The 18,795-nt window shown below is 72.3% G+C and carries 20 protein-coding genes and 2 pseudogenes; 15 read left to right on the top strand and 7 right to left on the bottom strand.

The window, feature by feature from the left end; genetic code table 11:
- Window positions 1-3 precede the first annotated feature (3 nt).
- A complete protein-coding gene (locus ACTWQA_RS48750; protein ID WP_443165667.1) occupies window positions 4-648 on the bottom strand; it encodes an SDR family oxidoreductase in 645 nt (214 codons plus the stop codon).
- A gap of 14 nt (window positions 649-662) precedes the next feature.
- Here ACTWQA_RS48750 and ACTWQA_RS48745 point away from each other — a divergent pair.
- From ACTWQA_RS48745 to gndA, 3 genes and pseudogenes are all read left to right on the top strand, one after another.
- Window positions 663-1,205 (top strand): annotated as a pseudogene (locus tag ACTWQA_RS48745) (HAD family hydrolase); the annotation flags it as partial.
- Window positions 1,188-1,394 carry an HAD family hydrolase gene (locus tag ACTWQA_RS48740; RefSeq protein WP_443165697.1) on the top strand — a complete coding sequence of 69 codons (207 nt, stop codon included), beginning with the start codon at window positions 1,188-1,190 and terminating at the stop codon, window positions 1,392-1,394. The pseudogene ACTWQA_RS48745 and the gene ACTWQA_RS48740, both read left to right, overlap by 18 nt.
- A 62-nt stretch (window positions 1,395-1,456) precedes the next feature.
- Window positions 1,457-2,881: an NADP-dependent phosphogluconate dehydrogenase gene (gndA, locus tag ACTWQA_RS48735; RefSeq protein WP_443165666.1), complete on the top strand. Its 1,425-nt coding sequence runs from the start codon at window positions 1,457-1,459 to the stop codon at window positions 2,879-2,881.
- A gap of 37 nt (window positions 2,882-2,918) precedes the next feature.
- Here gndA and ACTWQA_RS48730 read toward each other — a convergent pair whose 3' ends face one another.
- Window positions 2,919-3,476, bottom strand: a complete 558-nt coding sequence (locus ACTWQA_RS48730; RefSeq protein ID WP_443165665.1) for a DUF6529 family protein — start codon at window positions 3,474-3,476, stop codon at window positions 2,919-2,921.
- Window positions 3,476-4,180, bottom strand: coding sequence for a hypothetical protein (locus ACTWQA_RS48725; protein ID WP_443165664.1), 705 nt, complete (start codon window positions 4,178-4,180; stop codon window positions 3,476-3,478). The genes ACTWQA_RS48730 and ACTWQA_RS48725 overlap by 1 nt, the downstream gene beginning before the upstream one ends.
- Window positions 4,181-4,321: 141 nt before the next feature.
- On the opposite strand from ACTWQA_RS48725, the gene ACTWQA_RS48720 reads away from it, so the two are divergent.
- Complete coding sequence (locus tag ACTWQA_RS48720; RefSeq protein ID WP_443165663.1) at window positions 4,322-4,627, top strand: hypothetical protein; 306 nt, start codon at window positions 4,322-4,324, stop codon at window positions 4,625-4,627.
- Between the two features lie 22 nt (window positions 4,628-4,649).
- Here ACTWQA_RS48720 and ACTWQA_RS48715 read toward each other — a convergent pair whose 3' ends face one another.
- Window positions 4,650-5,429, bottom strand: coding sequence for an acyl-CoA thioesterase domain-containing protein (locus tag ACTWQA_RS48715; RefSeq protein ID WP_443165662.1), 780 nt, complete (start codon window positions 5,427-5,429; stop codon window positions 4,650-4,652).
- 4 nt (window positions 5,430-5,433) lie between these two features.
- Window positions 5,434-6,445 (bottom strand): annotated as a pseudogene (locus ACTWQA_RS48710) (helix-turn-helix transcriptional regulator).
- A 131-nt stretch (window positions 6,446-6,576) separates the two neighbouring features.
- On the opposite strand from ACTWQA_RS48710, the gene ACTWQA_RS48705 reads away from it, so the two are divergent.
- The gene (locus tag ACTWQA_RS48705) at window positions 6,577-7,560 is read left to right on the top strand and encodes an epoxide hydrolase family protein (protein WP_443165661.1); all 984 of its coding nucleotides are present in this window, start codon (window positions 6,577-6,579) and stop codon (window positions 7,558-7,560) included.
- Between the two features lie 17 nt (window positions 7,561-7,577).
- On the opposite strand, the gene ACTWQA_RS48700 is transcribed toward ACTWQA_RS48705, so the two are convergent.
- Complete coding sequence (locus tag ACTWQA_RS48700; RefSeq protein ID WP_443165660.1) at window positions 7,578-7,931, bottom strand: VOC family protein; 354 nt, start codon at window positions 7,929-7,931, stop codon at window positions 7,578-7,580.
- A gap of 88 nt (window positions 7,932-8,019) precedes the next feature.
- Here ACTWQA_RS48700 and ACTWQA_RS48695 point away from each other — a divergent pair, with 88 nt between their 5' ends.
- Complete coding sequence (locus ACTWQA_RS48695) at window positions 8,020-8,916, top strand: helix-turn-helix domain-containing protein (RefSeq protein WP_443165659.1); 897 nt, start codon at window positions 8,020-8,022, stop codon at window positions 8,914-8,916.
- Window positions 8,917-8,957: 41 nt separating this feature from the next.
- Window positions 8,958-9,389, top strand: a complete 432-nt coding sequence (locus tag ACTWQA_RS48690; RefSeq protein ID WP_443165658.1) for a type II toxin-antitoxin system PemK/MazF family toxin — start codon at window positions 8,958-8,960, stop codon at window positions 9,387-9,389.
- A 115-nt stretch (window positions 9,390-9,504) separates the two neighbouring features.
- On the opposite strand, the gene ACTWQA_RS48685 is transcribed toward ACTWQA_RS48690, so the two are convergent.
- On the bottom strand, window positions 9,505-10,434 hold the full coding sequence (locus tag ACTWQA_RS48685; protein WP_443165657.1) for a hypothetical protein: 930 nt from the start codon (window positions 10,432-10,434) through the stop codon (window positions 9,505-9,507).
- A gap of 207 nt (window positions 10,435-10,641) precedes the next feature.
- Between ACTWQA_RS48685 and ACTWQA_RS48680 the strand changes: the two genes are divergently transcribed.
- The 8 genes from ACTWQA_RS48680 (at window position 10,642) to ACTWQA_RS48645 (ending at window position 18,681) form a co-directional block, all read left to right on the top strand.
- Window positions 10,642-11,883 (top strand): NAD(P)/FAD-dependent oxidoreductase, encoded by a 1,242-nt coding sequence (locus ACTWQA_RS48680; protein WP_443165656.1) that lies wholly within the window; start codon window positions 10,642-10,644, stop codon window positions 11,881-11,883.
- A 144-nt stretch (window positions 11,884-12,027) separates the two neighbouring features.
- The gene (locus tag ACTWQA_RS48675) at window positions 12,028-13,044 is read left to right on the top strand and encodes a LacI family DNA-binding transcriptional regulator (protein WP_443165655.1); all 1,017 of its coding nucleotides are present in this window, start codon (window positions 12,028-12,030) and stop codon (window positions 13,042-13,044) included.
- Window positions 13,041-14,549 carry a sugar ABC transporter ATP-binding protein gene (locus ACTWQA_RS48670; RefSeq protein WP_443165654.1) on the top strand — a complete coding sequence of 503 codons (1,509 nt, stop codon included), beginning with the start codon at window positions 13,041-13,043 and terminating at the stop codon, window positions 14,547-14,549. The genes ACTWQA_RS48675 and ACTWQA_RS48670 overlap by 4 nt, the downstream gene beginning before the upstream one ends.
- The gene (locus ACTWQA_RS48665; protein ID WP_443165653.1) at window positions 14,533-15,501 is read left to right on the top strand and encodes an ABC transporter permease; all 969 of its coding nucleotides are present in this window, start codon (window positions 14,533-14,535) and stop codon (window positions 15,499-15,501) included. Before ACTWQA_RS48670 ends, ACTWQA_RS48665 begins: the two co-directional genes overlap by 17 nt.
- Before the next feature lie 42 nt (window positions 15,502-15,543).
- A complete protein-coding gene (locus ACTWQA_RS48660) occupies window positions 15,544-16,497 on the top strand; it encodes a D-ribose ABC transporter substrate-binding protein (RefSeq protein ID WP_371825984.1) in 954 nt (317 codons plus the stop codon).
- Window positions 16,494-17,414 (top strand): ribokinase, encoded by a 921-nt coding sequence (locus ACTWQA_RS48655; RefSeq protein WP_443165652.1) that lies wholly within the window; start codon window positions 16,494-16,496, stop codon window positions 17,412-17,414. Before ACTWQA_RS48660 ends, ACTWQA_RS48655 begins: the two co-directional genes overlap by 4 nt.
- A complete protein-coding gene (gene rbsD / locus ACTWQA_RS48650) occupies window positions 17,411-17,800 on the top strand; it encodes a D-ribose pyranase (RefSeq protein ID WP_443165651.1) in 390 nt (129 codons plus the stop codon). Before ACTWQA_RS48655 ends, rbsD begins: the two co-directional genes overlap by 4 nt.
- Window positions 17,801-17,916: 116 nt before the next feature.
- A complete protein-coding gene (locus ACTWQA_RS48645) occupies window positions 17,917-18,681 on the top strand; it encodes a GNAT family N-acetyltransferase (RefSeq protein WP_443165650.1) in 765 nt (254 codons plus the stop codon).
- Window positions 18,682-18,795 lie beyond the last annotated feature (114 nt).

Here is an 18,795-nt window from a genome sequence, read left to right as displayed (position 1 = left end):
TTCTCACTCTGTCGCGACGAGGGTGCGGATGGGCGTCGCGCCCGAGACGAGTTCCAGGGTCCGGCCGGCCGTGCCCGGGTTGTCGAGCAGCGCCATGATCACGGCGGCCACGTCGTCGCGCGGCACCGACCCGGGCGGCACCTCGGGCGCCAGCCGGACCAGGCCCGTGCCCGGCTCGTCGGTCAGGCGGCCCGGGCGGACGATCGTCCAGGCCAGGCCGTCGCGGCGGCGCAGGTCCTCCTCGGCGGCGGTCTTGGCGTCGATGTACGCGGCCCACACCTCGTCCCGGCCCGGCGCCGGCGGCTTGCCCGCACCCATGGAGGAGATCTGGATGAAGCGCCCCACTCCCGCTCTTTCCGCAGCGTCGGCGAGCAGCACGGACGCGGCCCGGTCCACGGTGTCCTTGCGTGCCGCGCCGCTGCCGGGTCCCGCGCCCGCGGCGAACACCACGGCGTCCGCGCCGCGCACGATCTCCGTCACCTCGTCCAGGCTCGCCTTCTCCAGGTCGCAGACCACGGCCTCGGCTCCGGTGGCCTCGACATCGGCGACGTGGGCAGGGTTGCGCACCAGGCCGACCGCGCCGGACTTGAGGCGCTCCGCCAGCCGCAGCCCGATCTTCCCATGACCACCTGCAATGATGATCCGCATATCCCCATGGTGTCATGGACCCCATGAGCGACTTCCCGCAAGCTCCGACGCCCGCCTTCCTCTTCGACCTTGACGGCACCTTGATCGACAGCGTTTACCAGCACGTCATCGCCTGGCGGCAGGCGTTGTCGAGCATGGGGATCGACCTGTCGGTGTGGCGCATCCACCGGCGTATCGGCATGAGCGGCGGGCTGTTCGTCAGCGCGCTGCTGCGCGAGACCGGGCTGAAGCTGTCGCGGGAGCAGATCGACCAGCTGCAGACCACGCACATGGAGGCGTACGAGCAGCAGGTCCACTCCGTCAAGCCGCTGCCCGGCGCGGCCGAGCTGCTGTCGGAGCTCAGCACGCGCGGCGTGCCGTGGGCGATCGCGACCAGTGGGTATGCGCGCACGGCCAGGCTGGCGCCAGGCTCATAACGGTGAGCAACGATGGCGACGAAGTCCCCGCGAGACGCGACCAGCGACATACCGATGATCACGCGCGACATGGTGCGGCGTGCGAAGCCCGACCCCGACCTGTTCCTCGCCGGGGCGGACCTGGTGCGTGTGGATCCGCGGCATGCCATGGTGGTGGGCGACAGCGTCTGGGACCTGCTCGCCGCCCGCCGGGCCGGCGCGCTCGGGATCGGACTCCTGTCGGGAGGGTATGGGAGGGACGAGCTCGAACGTGCGGGAGCCTTCAGGGTGTACGCCGATCCGGCGGACATGCTGGCCAGGCTTGACGAACTCGGCGTGCGTTTCGATTAAAGGGAATATCCCCCCGAACTCCCGGGCTGGATCAGGCGTATTCCCCATAAAGGAGCTTGAAAATGGACTTGGCAGACATCGGCGTCACGGGCCTGGCCACCATGGGGCGCAACCTGGCACGCAATCTCGCCAGGCACGGCTACGCGGTGGCCGTGCACAACCGGACGTACGGCCGTACCCAGCAGCTGGTCAAGGAGTTCGGCGGGGAGGGCACGTTCGTGCCGTCCGAGGACCTCGCCGCCTTCGTGGCCTCGCTGAAGCGGCCCCGGCGGGCGATCATCATGGTCAAGGCGGGTGCGGGCACCGACGCGGTGATCGACCAGCTCGCCAACCTGATGGAGCCGGGCGACATGATCGTCGACGGCGGCAACGCGCACTTCGAGGACACCCGCCGGCGCGAGGCCGCGCTGCGTGAGCGGGGCATCCACTTCGTCGGCACCGGCATCTCCGGCGGCGAGGAGGGCGCGCTGCACGGCCCGAGCATCATGCCGGGCGGGTCGAAGGAGTCGTGGGAGGCGCTCGGCCCGATCCTGCAGGACATCGCGGCCAACGTGGACGGGGTGCCGTGCTCGGTGCACGTCGGCCCGGACGGCGCGGGGCACTTCGTGAAGATGGTGCACAACGGCATCGAGTACTCGGACATGCAGCTCATCGCCGAGTCGTACGACCTGCTGCGTCAGGCCCTGGGCGCGACTCCGGCCGAGCTGGCCGAGGTGTTCAGGGAGTGGAACCGCGGCGATCTGGACTCCTACCTGATCGAGATCACCGCCGAGGTGCTCGAGCAGGTGGACGCCGAGACGGGCAAGCCGTTCGTGGACGTCGTGGTCGATCAGGCCGAGCAGAAGGGCACCGGCCGCTGGACCGTGCAGAGCGCGCTCGACCTCGGCGTCCCGGTGACGGGCATCGCTGAGGCGACGTTCGCCCGGGCGCTGTCCGGGCACCCGGAGCAGCGGGCCGCCGCCGCGTCGCTGGCGGGGCCGAAGTTGTCCGGGGTCGGCGGGCGGGAGCTCATCGAGGACGTGCGGCAGGCACTGTACGCGTCCAAGATCGTGGCGTACGCGCAGGGCTTCGACCAGATGGCGGCCGCCTCGAAGGAGTACGGCTGGGACCTGGACCTGGGCGCCATGGCCACCATCTGGCGGGGCGGCTGCATCATCAGGGCCAAGTTCCTGGACCGGATCCGCTCCGCCTACGACGCCAACCCGAACCTGCCGACGCTGCTGGCCGACCCCGCGTTCGCGGCGGCGCTGGACGCGGCGCAGGAGGCGTGGCGGCGGGTGGTCACCACGGCGGTGCAGATCGGCGTGCCCACGCCGGGCTTCTCCTCGGCGCTGGCCTACTACGACGGGCTGCGGCGCGACCGGCTGCCGGCGGCGCTGGTGCAGGGGTTGCGCGACTTCTTCGGCGCGCACACCTACCACCGGGTGGACAAGGAGGGCTCCTTCCACACCGACTGGTCCGGCGACCGCGCCGAACACCCGGCCTAGCCGCGGTGCGGCCCGCTCCGCGCGGAGCGGGCCGCCATCACCATCTCAGGCCGGCCGTCGTGAAGAACCACAGCGACGAGGTCACCCAGAGGGCCACCAGCGCCGTGAAGGCCAGCCCGCCCAGGATGGGGAAGGCCCACGGGGGAATCCCGCGCCGGGACAGGGCCAGCATCTTGGTGGTGAAGATCCCGTAGAAGAAGCAGCCCGCCAGGGAGTGGACCAGCACGCGGGTGTCGTCGTAGCGCGCCCCCAGGGCGTACAGGCAGTGGAAGGCGACCGGCAGCGTCAGCAGGAACGCCAGCCGGCCCGACCAGCGGTGCAGGCCATAGACCCACGGGATGTCCAGCCGGATCCGGCCCCACATCACCAGGGAGGAGAAGAGCTGGACCCCGGCGAGGAGGAACGCGCCCGTGGTCAGCCAGGCCTTCATCGGCAGCGCGCCGGAGAAGCCCGCGACGCCGACGGCGAAGCCGGTGGGCTGGTGCAGCGTGCCGTAGCGGCCGAGGGCGACGGCGACGAGAGCGCCCACGCCGAGGGGCAGGAGCAGCAGGATGGTGCCCGGGCCGGACCGGCGGGTGACTTCGGTGTCGTACATCAGAGGCCTCCCATGAATGCGTCCACGTCCTCAGGGGTGATCACCGCGCCCTTGATCACCGTGGCCTGCCCGGGCTCGGGGATCTCCGCGGTGACCAGTGCGCCGTCCAGGGTCACGGCGCCGACTCTGCTGCCGTCCGGCAGGTAGATCCATCCGGCCACCAGCTTCGCGCCCCGGACCAGCGCCGTCGCCCGGTAGAGGCCCGACGGCTTGCGCACCGTCGGCGCGGTGAAGTCCCAGCGCCGATCGCCGATTGACAGTTCGCCGACGGCCGCGCCATCGGCGATCTCGGCGCTCACGTCGGCGCCGCCGAAGCCGTCCAGGGTCAGGATCCCGCCGTCGGCCGTGCCCTGGAACCAGGCTTCGGTTTGGCCGTCGCAGAAGTACGCGATCGCCTTGGCACCGCGAACGGAGATCGCCAAGAGCCCGCGGCTGCCCCGGACCCGGGTCGCGTAGTCGGCGCGGACGACCCCGGTCGCGGGTGCGGCGCTCGGGCTGCCGGTCGGGGTCTGGGCAGGTTCTTGCGGTCCGGCCGCCGGGTAGTCCTCGCCCGCGGTGCCGGTCGGCGTCGGGTTCTCCATGGACGCCGAGGTCATGCCGCCGGACTGGGGTGGTGCGGGCGACTCGGCGAGGCTGAGCGACACCAGGGCGGCCGTGGTCGCCATGCCCGCCAGCAACGTGAGGATGGGGCCTGGCCTCGTCATGGTCTCCCGCCTTTGATCCGTTGAAGCCTCTGCCAGTGCGTACGCGGGAAACGCGCCCGCGGTTCACTGATCCGGACCCCTTCGTCACAGAAGGGATGTCACCGCTGTACGGCGATGGCCGGTGGCAGCATCATGGACCTTATGATCGTTCGCACGTGGCGGGGCTGGACGCGATCGAGCGACGCGAAGGCCTACGAGGCCTATCTGCTGCGCACCGGCTTCGCCGGATACACCTCGACTCCGGGCAACCGGGGCGCCTACTTCACCAGGCGCGACGCAGGCGACAGGACCGAGTTCTTCTTGATCTCCCTGTGGGAGTCGTGGGACGCGATCAAGGCGTTCGCGGGGGACGATCCGGGCAGGGCGGTCTTCTATCCCGAGGACGACGCGTTCCTGGTCGACCGGGAACGGACCGTCGACCACTACGAGGTGTTCGCCGAAGCCTGACGGGCTCCGGGGCACAGCCGGGTCAGCGGCCGACGATGCCGGCCGGGTTGGCCACCGCCGTCACCGTGCAGAAGCCGATCGGCCCGGTCGTGTCGTGCAGGGTGACCTGGCCGGTGGCGACGCCGGCCGCGTTCACGTGTCCCGTGGCCTCGATGCCGAGGACGTCGCCGTCCGGGAGGCGGGCGAGGGTCAGCGTGTAATCAGCGTTGATGAAACGCAGCCCGTCCGTTCCGGCGTTGCTGAGCGGGCTGGCGAAGTCGGCGGCCAGTGCCGCCCGGACGAACGGCGACACCGCTTCCTCGTCCACCAGCGGATATGTCTCCCGCATCCATGCCCGCCCCGGCCCAGGGGCGCCCCATTCGGTCAGCCGCCACAGGTCGAACGGCGGTCTCCACCCGGTCCACTCGGCCGGCGGCCCGTCCGGCGCGGGCTCGTCCCAGGTGGGCGTGACGAGGGTCTGCGGGCCGCCTGGCGGCTCGCTCTGCCGCAGCAGCACGGCGCTGGCCCGCCCGATCACCCCCTGCTCGGTGGAGATGACGGCGTCGGCGACCCGAATCCGGCGCCCGTCCCTGACCAGGGTGGTCTCCACGGTGACGGGCAACATCGGGCTGTTGCGGAACAGGTCGACGGTCAGCCGGGCGAAGTGCAGGCCCGGCTCGCCGTGAGCCTCCTCGAGGGCGCGGGCGGCGAGCCCGCCGAGGAGGCGGCCGTGGAGCATGTCGGGGGACCAGGGGCCGCGGGCGTGCGGCGAGGGGATCAACTCGCCCTGCTTCCGGGTGAAGAACGCTGACGTCGACGACACAGAATCAGATTCTAGAGGAGAGCAGGCGCTGCCCGAGGATGTGCAGCCTTTCCTTCAGCTCGACCGGTTCGAGCACCTCGAAGTCGACGTCGAGGAAGGCCACGACCACTGGCATGAGGTGGAGGTCGTCACCGCGGAGGGTGAGCACACAGGAGTGCTCGTCCACGGCCTCCACCGTGCCGGCCGTCCGGTCGGCGATCCGGTCGGCGGGGACGCGCAAGAGGAAGCGAGCCTCGTAAGGCCACATCTGGTGGGCCAGGCGGTTCTCCACCCAGGCGGCGACGTCGGAGCCGGGCGGTTCGCGCGGCGTGAAGCGGGGGCCGTTCGGGGTGCGCAGGCTGATCCGGTCGGCTCGGTAGGTGCGCCAGTCCCGCCGGTCGACGTCCCAGGCGACCAGGTACCAGCGGTTGCCCTTGCTGACGAGGCTGTGCGGCTCGGCCTTCCTGAGCGCCTGCTCGCCCTGATGGTCGGTGTAGTCGAAGCTGTGTCTACTGGCCGAGCTCCGCTCGGCGTGCTGCGATGGATGTCCTCGCTTCGCTGCGGATCCATCGCAGCTCTTCATGATCGCGGCAGGCGGAGGCCACGCGGGTGAGCACGCCGGCGTCCACGGTGGGGCCGTCCCGGTTGATCCGCACGGTGTGCGTCTGCAGCGTGTTGACGCGGAGGCGCAGGCGGGCCGGCAGGACCTGTTCGAGCTTGGAGAGGGCACGCAGGGAGGTCTCCTCGATGCCGGTCACGGTGCCGTTCGCGGCGGTACGCAACCCCACCGCGACCGCGACGGCCTCGTCATCGTCGAGCAGCAGCGGCGGCAGTTCGGCGCCGGCGCCCAGGCGGTAGCCGCCGGAGACGCCGGGCGTGGAGTGGACGGGGTAGCCGAGGGTGCGCAGCCGGTCGATGTCGCGGCGTACCGTGCGCGGGGCCACGCCAAGCCGCTGGGCCAGGTCGGCGCTGGGCCAGTCGCGCCGGGTCTGCAGGAGGGACAGCAGGCGCAGCAGTCTCGCCGAGGTGTTCAGCACGCTCGCCATTGTGGCCCGAATATGGCCGCAATCGGTCCTAGCGTGGCGAGCATGGACGCATTCGTCATCGACATACCGCAGGCCCGGCTGGACGATCTCCGTGCGCGCCTGAGCCGGACGCGCTCGAGGGGGTGGGGTGGTCGTACGGGGTGCCGCCGCAGGCGGTCCGCGAGCTGGCGGACTTCTGGCTCGAGGCGTATGCGTGGCGTGAGCACGAGGCCCGGCTGAAGGTCCTGCCGCAGTACACGACCGAGATCGACGGGCAGCGCGTCCACTTCGCGTACGTGCGATCGGCCCGGAAGGATGCGCTGCCGCTGCTGCTCACGCACGGCTGGCCCAGTTCGTTCGCGGATTTCTCGTCCGTGGCCGAGCCGCTCAGCCACGACTTCCACCTGGTGATCCCGTCGATTCCGGGTTTCGCGTTCTCCGGGCCCCCGCGCGAGACGGGCTGGGGCGTGCGGCGGATCGCCGCCGCCTGGGCCGAGCTGATGAGCCGGCTCGGCTACGCCCGGTTCGGCGTGCAAGGCGGCGACTTCGGCTCGCTCATCTCGGCCGCGGTCGGCCGGGCGGCGCCCGGCCGGGTGGTGGGCGTGCACCTGAACGCGTCGGTCACGGCGTTCCCCACCGACGACCTGTCCGGGCTGACCGAGGAGGAGAAGGCACGGGCCGGCCGGGTCGAGACGTGGCAGGAGGTCTCCGGCTACGCCGTGATCCAGGGCACCCGGCCGCAGACCCTCGCCTACGCCCTGGTCGACTCGCCGGCCGGGCAGCTCGCCTGGAACCTGGACGCGTTCGCCTCCTGGGGCCAGGACGTCGGCGGGCTGTCACCCGACGATATCCTGACCAACGTGTCCCTCTACTGGTTCACCGGCACGGCGGGCTCGTCAGGCCGCCTGTACCGGGAGAGCGCGCCCGACTGGGCGCCGCCCGACGAGCCCGACAAGACGCCGACCGGCATCGCGGTCTTCCCCGGCGACAGCACCGTGAGGCGCTACGCCGAGCAGGTCCACAACGTGGTGCACTGGTCGGAGTTCGCCACCGGCGGCCACCATGCCGCGCTGCAGGCCCCCGCGCTGCTGGCGGACGACATCAGGGCATTCTTCGCCGCCCTCTAGGCCTGCTCCTCCGCCTTCTAGGCCTGCATGATGCAGAAGGGGTGGCCTTCGGGGTCGAGGAGGACGGTCCAGGAGTCGCCGCCCGGCTGGAAGCCGGGGACGGTGGCGCCCAGCGCGGTCAGCTCCTTCTTGGCGGTCTCGACGTCGGGGACCTTGAATTCCAGGTGCACGTGCTTGCCCTCGTTGGGCCAGCCCGGTCCCTGGTAGCCGTCGATCCGCTGGAACCCGATCGAGACCGGGCCGCCTTCGAGACCGGCGAAGTCGGCGTCGCCGTCGGTGACACGCCATCCGGTCGCCTTGGCGTAGAAGGCCGCCAGGGCCGTCGGGTCGGCGCAGTCGATGACTATGGAGGTCAATGTCGTCGTGGTCATGAGGCCAGCGTGCCGGTGTCGGGTCGGCCGGGTCTTGAACATCCTTGCGCGCCGGGATTTGTCGGAGGGGCGGCGTAGCGTTCGTCGCGTGCGTTCCTCCGTGCTTCTCGCTACCGGGCCCGGATTCACCCTCGACGCGGTGACCTGCGTCGAGGACCACCGAGGCTGGTCGGCCGCGGAGGTGAACGACCGATATCGGGTGGTGCTGGTGCGCCGCGGCACGTTCCGGCGCAAGGCCGACGGCCGGAGCGTGGTCGCCGACCCGACCATGGCCTACCTCGGGGTGCCGGGTGAGGAGGAGCACTTCGCCCATCCGGCGGGCGGCGACGTGTGCACCTCGCTGTCGCTGTCGCCCCGCCTGTGGCGGGTGCTCGCCGGCGAGGGCGCCCGTACGGCACGCTCGACCATCTACGTGGACGCCCGCCTCGACCTCGCCCACCGCCGTGTGCTCGCGGCCGCGCGCAGTTGCGACACCGACTTCGCGGTGGCCGAGTCGCTGCTGCCGCTGATCGGCGCCGCCCTCGCGCAGGCTGCCGACCGCTCCCCGAAGGCCGCCATCCACCGCCCATCTGCCACCGCCGGCCGGCCAGGGGCCGTCGCCGGCCGGCCAGGGGCCGTCGCCGGCCGTCCAGGGCATGCCACCACGCGCACGAGCGCCGCCATCGTCGGCGCCGCCCGCGAGGCCATCACGGCCGGGCACCCGGCGGCGGGCGGGTTGCTGTCGCTGGCCGAGTTCCTGGAGGTGTCGCCTTACCAGCTCAGCCGGGCCTTCACCCGCGAGCTCGGCATCTCGCTGACCCACTACCGCAACCGGGTCCGCGTGGGGCGGGCGCTCGACCGGCTGGAAAACGGCGAGCCGGGCCTGGCCGTGCTCGCCGCCGACCTGGGGTTCGCCGACCAGGCGCACCTGACCCGCACGATCCGCCGCCATGTCGGCCACACCCCCACGGCCCTGCGCCGCCTGCTCGCGTCACGAAATCCGTGACCGGGTGGATTTCCGCCCGGCGCGGGCCATAAGCTCCCCCAATGCGCGATCTAGGTGAGGACCCCCAGCCTGCCCGGGGTGCGGTACGCGAGATCCACGTGCTCAACGGCCCCGCCACCCTGGCCTACTCCCCCGACCTCGACGGCCTGGCCGACCCCGGGGAGATCGTCTGGGCCTGGGTGCCGTACGAGGAGGACCCGTCTCGGGGCAAGGACCGGCCTCTGCTGGTCGTGGGCCGCACTGGGCGCAGGTTGCTGGGCATGATGTTGTCCAGCAAGGGCGACGACGGGCCCGAGTGGCTGTCGCTCGGCGCGTGGGGGCGCGACGGCCGGGCGTCGTACGTACGGCTGGACCGGGTTTTCGTGCTGGACGAGGACGACATCCGGCGGGAGGGCGCGGTGCTGGATGCCGACCGCTTCGCCCGGGTCGCGGCCCGGCTCATGAAGACGCACGGCTGGGGCGCCGGCCGGTAACGGCCGGCGGGAGCGACACGTCGCCACGGCCGTCTGCCAGTAATGGCCGGCAGGACGGGCACGTCGGCACAGCCACCTGCCGGTAACGGCCAGCCGGACGGGCACGTCGGCAAGGTCACCGGCCGGGCCCGCCGCCGCTGAGGAGTTCGGCAGGCACGATCAGGGCTTGGGCGCGCCCGGCGGGGAAGGCCCAGACGTGCTTGCCGGCCGCGATCACCAGCGCGAGCGGCGCCCGCAGCCCGAGCCTGATCACGCGCAGCGCGGCGCCGGCGGCCGGGGCCAGCGCGAACAGGTCACGTCCTCCTCCCGCCAGGACCCCGTTGGCGCAGACGAGGAACGGCACCGGCTCGTCCGGCGCGCCCACGAGCCGCCTCGGCTCGCCCGACCAGGCCGAGACGCGCAGCAACCCGCCCCGCACGCTGATCCACAGGGAGCCGGCGCACACGGCCATGCCGCCGCGCTCGCGCCGCCCCAGGTCGATCTCCCTGGGACCACCCCGCAGCAGGGTGTCCCGTGTCGAGGTCCACCACAGCCGCCCGCCCTCCACGGCGCACGCGTCCAGGCCGGGCAGTTCCACCGGCTCCCCTAACCGGCCCGGTCCGGCCAGTCTGCGCGCCTGTCCGGCGGCGACGGCCCAGATCTCCCCGCCGCCGGCGAGCACCCGGCCGTCGAAGCGCGCGCTGGCCAAGGGCACGCCGGCCGGATCCAGCCAGTACACCCGGTGGCCCGCGGTCCCGGCCAGCGTCCCCTGCAGCGTGCCCTCGGTCGCCGCCGTCCCCGCGAACGTCCTGGGCACCATCACCGTCTCCGGCAACATTCCCGGCAAACCCGGCGTGCCGGCCACCGTCCCCGGCACCGCCGCCAGAGAGAGGAGCTCCGGCGGGCGTCCCCTCGTGTGACCGCCGCTCTCCGGACGGCGCAGCAGCGTGCCGGACGTCGTGTAGGCCCGTACTCCGTCGGTGCCCGCGCACCACACGGTCGTTCCATCCGATGCGGCCGCCCGGATGGGGCGCGGCAGGTCGATCTTCGTGAGGGAGAGCTCCATGCGCTGATCCTTACCCGGGACCGCGGCCTCCCCTCAGCCCGCCGTGGCGCCGCACGGGGAGGTGGCCCCGCCGTCAGGCCGGCCTACGAGACACGGGCGCACGCAGGTGGGCGGAGCCCGGCCGGCGCCCCTCCAGAGAACGCATGCGCGCGACAAGCGGCGGCCCGGTCATCGGCCCAGGTCACCCGGGCTGCGATCATTGGGCTCATGCGTGTTGTGGTGATCGGAAGCGGCATCGTCGGAGCGGGCGCGGCCTACTACCTGAGCGGCCGGGGCGCGGACGTGACGGTGGTGGACGGCGGCTACCAGGGTGAGGCGACGCAGGCGGGGGCGGGCATCGTGTGCCCGTGGGTGGACCATCCCGAGGACGACGACTGGTACAGGCTCACCCGCGAGGGCGCCCGTCACTACCCGGACCTGGTGGAGGGGCTGGGCGAGGACATCGGGTACGCCAAGGTCGGCGCGCTGCTGGTGGCGGAGGACCCGGCGGACCTGGAGCCGGTGCGCGCCTTGCTGCGCCGCCGCCGTCCGGACGCGCCGGAGATGGGCGAGGTCACGGACGTGGCGGACCCGGCCGAGCTGTTCCCGCCACTGTCGGACACCCTGAGCGCGCTCCTGGTGCCGGGCGCGGCCCGCGTGGACGGCTGTTCGGTACGCGACGCGCTGCTCAACGCCGCCATCGCCAGGGGCGCCGAGGTGCGTACGGGCGCCGCGCGGCTCACCCCGGACGGCGAGGTGATCGTGCACGCTCTGACCGGCCCGCCCCCGACCGAGCCGTGGCGCCCGGCCGCGCCGTCCCCGCCCGCGGAGCCGCAGGGTGAGGTGAGCGGCGAGACCACGTCCTGGCGGCAGGCCGCGCCGCTCGTCCCTTCCGCCCCGCCGCCCGCGACCATGGGGTCGGCCCGCCGGTTCGCCGGCGGGGGCGTTCCGCTCGAGGCCGACATGGTGATCGTCGCGGCCGGGGCGTGGACGGGCGAGGTGTGCCGGCCGCTGGGCGTGGAGCTGCCGGTGTTCCCGAGGCGGGGGCAGATTCTGCACGTGACGCTGGAGGGGATCGACACGGCGTGGTGGCCGATCGTGTTGCCCAGCGCCGGCCCGTACCTGCTGGGGTTCGCCGACTCGCGGGTGCTGATCGGCGCGACCGTGGAGGACGTGGGGTTCGCGCCGCGCGTGACGATGGGCGGCCTGGATGAGCTGATCGAGGCGGGGCTGCGGGTGGCGCCCGGGTTGTTCGGGGCGTCGGTGACGGAGACGCGGGTGGGCCTGCGCCCGGTGTACGCGCCGGGCCCGGCCCTGATCGGCCCGCTGACCGACCGCGTGGTGGTGGCGACCGGCCTGTCCGCGTACGGGCTCACGGCAGGCCCGCTCACCGGCAGGATCGCCGCCGCGCTGGCCCTCGGCGAAGAGCCGCCCCTGGACGTCACGCCCTACGCGCCGCCCACCGCGTGAGCGAGAAGGGCTCCAGGACCCGCGCGGTCCGCCGGCAAGCACCAGCGGAGCCAGCTGCGAATGTGACCTGAATCACACTTCCTCTCGCTTCACAAGCATGTAACCGATTACATACCCTCATGTAACCGATTACATGGAGGTCAGGTGGCTCGCATCAAGGATGTCGCCGCGCAGGCGGGCGTCTCCGTCGCGACCGTGTCCCGGGTGCTCAACGACAACCCCTCGGTCACCGAGGAGACGCGCAACCGGGTCCACGACGCGATGGCCGCGCTGAACTACCGGCCCAACGCCGTCGCCCGGTCCCTGCGCACCGAGGCCACCAGGACACTCGGGCTGATCATCGGCGACATCCTCAACCCGTTCTTCTCCGAGCTGGCGCGGGCCGTGGAGGACGAGGCCCGCGAGGCCGGCTACACCGTGATCATGGGCAACGCCGACGAGCGTCCCGACCAGCAGGACCACTACGTGCGCACCCTGATGGAACAGCGGGTGGACGGGTTGCTGATCTGCCCTACCGCCGAGGTGACGCCCCTGGTGGAGGAGGTCAGCCTGGGGGAGCGGCCGCTGGTCTTCCTCGACCGGACGCTCAGCGGCGTGGAGGTGCCGTCGGTGCGGGCCGACGGCAGCACCGCCATCGCCGAGCTGGTCGCCCACCTGCGCGGCCTCGGGCACCGGCGGATCGCGTTCGTCTCCGGGCCGAGCACCCTGTCCACCGGGCGCGAGCGGACGGAGGCCTTCCTGCGGGCGGCGGCCGAGCACGGTCTGGAGGTTCCCGAGGAGTACGTGCGCGTCGGCGACTTCCGCGCCGGCAGCGGCCGGCGGATCACCGCCGAACTCCTCGACCTGGCCGAACCACCGCAGGCGATCTTCCTGGGCGACAACCTCATGACCCTCGGCGCGCTCGACGAGGTCCGCGAGCGCGGCCTGGACATCCCCGGCGACGTCGCGCTGGCCTCGTTCGACGACGTGCCGTGGTTCAACCACATCAATCCCCGCATCACCGCGATCAGCCAGCCCACCGCCGAGCTGGGCCGGCGCGCGGTCAGGTTGATCCTCGACGCGCTGCACGGCCGGCCCACCGACTCGGTCGTGCTGCCCGCGACGCTCGTGGTCCGCGAGTCGTGCGGAGAGACAGGCCCAGGCAAGGAGGACGGCTCGTGAGTCAGGCACGGGAGATCCTGCGCGTGGAGGGACTCGGCAAGAGGTTCCCCGGCGTGGTGGCGCTCGACGGCGTCGACTTCGACCTGCGCGAGGGCGAGGTGCACGTCCTGCTCGGCGAGAACGGCGCCGGCAAGAGCACGCTCATCAAGATGTTGTCCGGCGCTTACCAGCCCGGCAGCGGCCGCATCCTCCTCGACGGCGAGCCGGTCGCCATCCGGACCGCCGCCGACGCCCAGCGGCTCGGCATCGCCACGATCTACCAGGAATTCAACCTGGTCCCCCAGCTGACGGTGGGCGAGAACCTCGCCCTGGGCCGCCCGCCGCGCCGCTTCGGGTTCGTCGACACGCGGCGCATGCACGAGCAGGCCCGCGGCCTGCTCGACCGGGTGGGCATCGACGTCGACCCGCGCACCCGCGTCGCCGACCTGGGCATAGCGCAGATGCAGATGGTCGAGATCGCCAAGGCGCTCGCGCTGAACGCCCGCGTCCTCATCATGGACGAGCCCACCGCCGTGCTCACCACCAGTGAGGTGCAGCGCCTGTTCGGCCTGGTCGGGCAGCTGCGCGAGCGGGGCGTCGCCGTGGTGTTCATCACCCACCACCTGGAGGAGATCGCGCAGATCGGCGACCGGGTGACCGTGCTGCGCGACGGCCGCTCCGTGGCGCAGGTGCCCGCAGGCACGCCCGAGGAGGAGCTGATCCGGCTCATGGTCGGCCGGCCCATCGACCAGCAGTACCCGCGCCAGGTCGCCGCGGCCGGCGAGCCCCTGCTGCAGGTGCGCGACCTGAGCCGGGCCGGCGCGTTCTCCGGCGTGTCGTTCGAGGTGCGCGCCGGCGAGGTCGTCGGCCTGGCCGGGCTGGTCGGCGCGGGCCGCACCGAGGTGGTCCGGGCGGTGTTCGGCGCCGACGCCTACGACTCGGGCGAGGTGCTGGTACGCGGCCGGCGGCTGCCCGGCGGCGACGTGCGCGCCGCCATGGAGGCCGGGCTCGGACTGGTCCCCGAGGACCGCAAGGGCCAGGGGCTCGTCCTGGGCGCCGACATCGCCGAGAACCTGGGCCTGGTCACCCTGCGCGGCGCCACCCGCGGCGGATTCGTCGACCGGGCCGGGCAGCGCGAGGCCGCCGCGCGGGTGGCCACCCAGCTCGGCGTGCGGATGAGCCACCTCGGCCAGGAGGTGCGCACCCTGTCGGGCGGGAACCAGCAGAAGATCGTGATCGGCAAGTGGCTGCTCGCCGACGCCAACGTACTCATTCTCGACGAGCCAACGCGCGGCATCGACGTCGGTGCCAAGGTCGAGATCTACCAGTTGATCAATTCGCTCACCGCCTCCGGCCACGCGGTCCTCATGATCTCCAGTGATCTGCCCGAGATCCTCGGGATGAGCGACCGCATCCTCGTCATGGCCAGAGGCAGGCTCGTCGGCGAGCTGGAGGCCGCCGAAGCGACCCAGGACTCCGTGATGGCGCTGGCCGTCACCGAGGTGGAGGATGCCCGTGTCCACTAACGTGCTGGCCGGACGGCCGGCGGCCAGGAGCCTGCTGGCCGAGAACGGCTCGCTCGCGGCGCTCGTCGTGCTCATCGTGGCGCTGTCGTTGCTGTCCGGCGACTTTCTGACCGTGACGAACCTGCTGAACGTGGGCGTCCAGGCGGCGGTCACCGCTATTCTCGCCTTCGGCTCCACGTTCGTCATCATCACCGGCGGGATCGACCTGTCCGTCGGCGCCGTCGCCGCCCTCTCGGCGATCGTGCTGGCCTGGACGGCCGCCGACACCGGCCTGCCCTGGCCGCTGGCCACGCTCGTCGCCCTCGCCGTCGGTGTCGGGTGCGGGCTGGTCAACGCCGCGCTCATCGCGTACGGCAAGCTGCCGCCGTTCATCGCCACGCTCGCGATGCTGGGCGTGGCGCGGGGTCTGGCCCTGGTGGTCTCCCAGGGCAGCCCCATCGAGATGCCGGAGGCGGTCTCCCACCTCGGCGACACCGTCGGCGGTTACCTGCCGGTCCCCGTGCTGGTGATGACGCTCATGGGCGTGATCGCCGCCGTCGTGCTCAACCGCACCTACGCGGGCCGGGCAATGTACGCCATCGGCGGCAACGAAGAGGCCGCCCGGCTGTCCGGCATCGCCGTCAGCAGGCAGAAACTCGTCACCTACGCCCTGTCCGGCGCGTTCGCCGCGGTGGCCGGGATCGTCCTGGCCAGCAGGCTGGCCTCGGCCCAGCCGCAGGCCGCCTCAGGCTACGAGCTGGACGCGATCGCCGCCGTGGTCATCGGCGGGGCGAGCCTGTCGGGCGGCAAAGGCAGGGCGCTCGGCACGCTGGTCGGCGCGCTCATCCTGGCCGTGCTGCGCAACGGGCTGAACCTGCTGTCGGTCTCCGCCTTCTGGCAGCAGGTGGTCATCGGCGTGGTGATCGCCCTGGCCGTCCTGCTCGACACACTGCGCCGCCGAAGCGGCCGCTGACCCCACCGCACAACCAGCAAGAACAAAGTGAGGTACCACCCCATGCGCATCCACGCCCTCATCGCGGCGGGCGCCGCACTGACCCTCGGCCTGACCGCCTGCGGCTCGTCCGGCACGTCCTCCTCCGGCTCGCCGGCAACCGCCTCCGGCGGCGACGTCAAGATCGGCATGTCGATCTCCACCCTGAACAACCCCTACTTCGTGCAGCTGCGCGAGGGCGCCGAGGCCGAGGCCAAGAAGCTGGGCGTCACGCTGACCGTCACCGACGCGCAGAACGACGCCTCCCAGCAGGTGAACCAGGTGCAGAACTTCACCAGCCAGAACATGAAGGCGATCATCATCAACCCGGTCGACTCCGACGCCGCCGCGCCCGCGGTCAAGGTCGCGGAGCGTTCCAGCATTCCCGTGCTCGCCGTGGACCGCGGCGTCAACGGGGCCACGGTCGCCCAGACCGTCGCCTCCGACAACGTGGCCGGCGGCAAGCTGGCCGCGGAGCAGCTCGCCAAGGAGATCGGCGAGAAGGGCGAGGTCGTCGTTCTCCAGGGCGTGCCCGGCACCTCGGCCTCGCGCGACCGCGGCCAGGGCTTCACCGAGGGCATCAAGGCGTTCCCGAACATCAAGGTCGTCGCCCAGCAGCCGGCCGACTTCGACCGCACCAAGGGCCTGGACGTCATGACGAACCTGCTGCAGTCGCACCCCGGCGTCACCGGCGTGTTCGCCGAGAACGACGAGATGGCGCTCGGCGCGATCAAGGCGCTCGGCGCCAAGGCCGGCAAGGAGGTCAAGGTCGTCGGCTTCGACGGCACCCCGGACGGGCTGAAGGCGATCGAGGCCGGCACCCTGGCGGCCAGCATCGCCCAGCAGCCGGCCCTGCTCGGCCAGCAGTCCGTGCAGAACGCGGTCAAGGCCGCGGGCGGCGAGAAGCTGGAGGCCACCCTCAACGTGCCGGTGAAGGTCGCCACGAAGGACAACCTGTCCGAGTTCACCGGGGCATGAGCACGGTGGGTGAACAGGACGAAGGCCGGCCCCGCCACCCGTTCGACGTCGTGGTGGTGGGGTCGGCCAACGCCGACTTGATCGTCCGGGTGGAACGGCATCCCGCGCCGGGCGAGACCGTGCTCGGCTCGGAGCTCGCCGTCCACCCCGGAGGCAAGGGCGCCAACCAGGCCGTGGCCGCCGCGCGGCTCGGCGCGCGGGTGGCGCTGCTCGGCCGGGTCGGCGCCGACGGGCACGGGCGGCTGCTGCGCGAGTCGCTGGAACGTGACAGCATCGACCTCGCTCACCTGCACGACACGCCCGCCGCCAGCGGCATCGCCATGATCGCCGTCGGGCCGCAGGGCGACAACAGCATCATCGTCGCCCCCGGCGCCAACGCCCGGCTCACCGAAGCCGACGTGCTGGACGCGGCGCCGCTGCTGCGGTCGGCTCCGGTCGTGTCCCTGCAGCTGGAGATCCCGCTGCCGGCGGTGCTCGCCGCGGCCCGGCTGGCCCGCCGCGCGGTGCTCAACCTGTCGCCGGCCGCCCCGGTGCCGGACGAGCTGCTGGCGCTGTGCGATCCGCTGGTCGTCAACGAGCACGAGGCGGCCCTGCTGCTCGGCGTGCCCGGCGAGCCGGACCGGCAGGCCAAGAGCCTGCTGGCGCTCGGCCCCCGCTCGGTCGTCATCACGCTCGGCGCCGACGGGGCCGTGGTGGCCGAGGCCGGCGCCGTCCACGCGGTGCCCAGTCCCCCGGTGACGGCCGTGGACACGACCGGGGCCGGCGACGCGTTCACGGGGGCGCTGGCCTGGAGGCTGGCCGTGGGTGAGCCGCTCGCGGATGCCGCGGCGTTCGCCGCCAGGGTGGGCGCCGCGGCCGTGCGCAGAGCGGGGGCGCAGGATTCGTACCCGACGATGACGGAGGTGGAGGACCTGTGAAGCGCGGCGGCGTCATCAACGCGGCCCTGGCGGGAGCCCTGGCCCGGCTCGGGCACACCGACGAGCTGCTCATCTGCGACAGCGGCATGCCGCTGCCGGCCGGCGTGCCGGTGGTGGACCTGGCGTTCGTCGCGGGCATCCCGTCGTTCGCCGACGTGCTCGACGGCATCCTCGCCGAGATCGTCGTCGAGGGCGCCACGGCGGCCGAGGAGGTCCGCGGGGCCAACCCCGCCTGCGACGCGCTGCTCGGCGAGCGGCTGCCAGGGCTGGCGTACGTGCCGCACGAGCGGCTCAAGCAGCTCTCCGCCGGCAGCAAGCTGGTGGTGCGCACCGGTGAGGCGCGGCCGTACGCCAACGTCATCCTGCGCTGCGGCGTCGCCTTCTGACCGGGCTCCGGTGCGCTTCGACGAATGCGCGCCTCCTCTTGGTTGTCCGGCACGAATACGCCGACCGCACCATGGCATACCGTCGCCGGTGAACGTCCAGGAGGAAAGGCGGCAAGTTGATCGCGGTCAGGGAGCTCCATGAGATCGCGGAGTTCGAACGGGTCCTTGAGCTGTACGACGAGATCTGGCACTTCGGATCCGGCGACCCGCCCGTCACGCTGGAGCTGATGTGCGCGTTCGCGCACTCCGGCAACTACGTGGCGGGCGCCTTCGACGGTGACCGGCTCGTCGGCGGCTCGGTAGGCTTCTTCGCCGCGGGCGGCACGCTGCACTCCCACATCACCGGCACGACCGCACGGCAAGGCGTCGGGCTGGAGCTGAAGCTGCACCAGCGGCGCTGGGCCCTGGAACGCGGCCTGGAGTGCATCACCTGGACCTACGACCCTCTCGTACGCCGCAACGCCCACTTCAACCTGGCCAAACTCGGCGCCCGCCCCCAGGAGTACCTGCCCTGCTTCTACGGCGTCATGGACGACGCCATCAACCAGGGCGACGAGTCCGACCGCCTGCTCGCCTCCTGGCCGCTCACCGCACCGCACGTCGAAGCTCTCGCACGTCGCGAACCGTACGTCACAGCGGCGCCGGAGGACGCCGTCGTGGTGCTCGCGGACGAGGGCGGTCGCCCCGTCGTGGGGCGCGCGGACGGGGCGACGGTGCTGGTCGGCCTGCCCGCCGACATCGAGGCGTTGCGGCGGAGCGATCCGGGCACGGCCAAGGCGTGGCGGCACGCCGTTCGCGACGTGCTCGGCGGCCTGATGGCCGAAGGCGGTCAGGTGACCGGGTTCTGCGAGAAGTCCTTCTATGTAGTGGAGAGAGTGTGAAGATCACCGGGGTTGAGCTGCGGCGGATCGCGATGCCGCTGGTGGCGCCGTTCCGCACCTCGTTCGGCACCGAGACCGCCCGCGACGTCCTGCTGGTCAGGGTCGTGACGCCGG

This window comes from Nonomuraea sp. 10N515B (assembly GCF_052245915.1).
Classification (GTDB): Bacteria; Actinomycetota; Actinomycetes; order Streptosporangiales; family Streptosporangiaceae; genus Nonomuraea.
The sequence above is the reverse complement of the archived record's forward strand: the minus strand, read 5'-3'. Positions and strand labels throughout refer to the sequence as shown.

What these genes read in the sequence shown, in the direction of transcription:
- ACTWQA_RS48720 (WP_443165663.1), top strand. Translation starts at nt 4,322, where the DNA reads ATGATCGTTCGCACGTGGCGGGGCTGGACGCGATCGAGCGACGCGAAG.
- ACTWQA_RS48725 (WP_443165664.1), bottom strand. Translation starts at nt 4,180, where the DNA reads ATGACGAGGCCAGGCCCCATCCTCACGTTGCTGGCGGGCATGGCGACC.
- ACTWQA_RS48680 (WP_443165656.1), top strand. Translation starts at nt 10,642, where the DNA reads ATGCGTGTTGTGGTGATCGGAAGCGGCATCGTCGGAGCGGGCGCGGCC.
- ACTWQA_RS48665 (WP_443165653.1), top strand. Translation starts at nt 14,533, where the DNA reads ATGCCCGTGTCCACTAACGTGCTGGCCGGACGGCCGGCGGCCAGGAGC.
- ACTWQA_RS48690 (WP_443165658.1), top strand. Translation starts at nt 8,958, where the DNA reads ATGCGCGATCTAGGTGAGGACCCCCAGCCTGCCCGGGGTGCGGTACGC.
- ACTWQA_RS48700 (WP_443165660.1), bottom strand. Translation starts at nt 7,931, where the DNA reads ATGACCACGACGACATTGACCTCCATAGTCATCGACTGCGCCGACCCG.
- ACTWQA_RS48685 (WP_443165657.1), bottom strand. Translation starts at nt 10,434, where the DNA reads ATGGAGCTCTCCCTCACGAAGATCGACCTGCCGCGCCCCATCCGGGCG.
- gndA (WP_443165666.1), top strand. Translation starts at nt 1,457, where the DNA reads ATGGACTTGGCAGACATCGGCGTCACGGGCCTGGCCACCATGGGGCGC.
- ACTWQA_RS48750 (WP_443165667.1), bottom strand. Translation starts at nt 648, where the DNA reads ATGCGGATCATCATTGCAGGTGGTCATGGGAAGATCGGGCTGCGGCTG.
- ACTWQA_RS48660 (WP_371825984.1), top strand. Translation starts at nt 15,544, where the DNA reads ATGCGCATCCACGCCCTCATCGCGGCGGGCGCCGCACTGACCCTCGGC.
- ACTWQA_RS48730 (WP_443165665.1), bottom strand. Translation starts at nt 3,476, where the DNA reads ATGTACGACACCGAAGTCACCCGCCGGTCCGGCCCGGGCACCATCCTG.
- ACTWQA_RS48655 (WP_443165652.1), top strand. Translation starts at nt 16,494, where the DNA reads ATGAGCACGGTGGGTGAACAGGACGAAGGCCGGCCCCGCCACCCGTTC.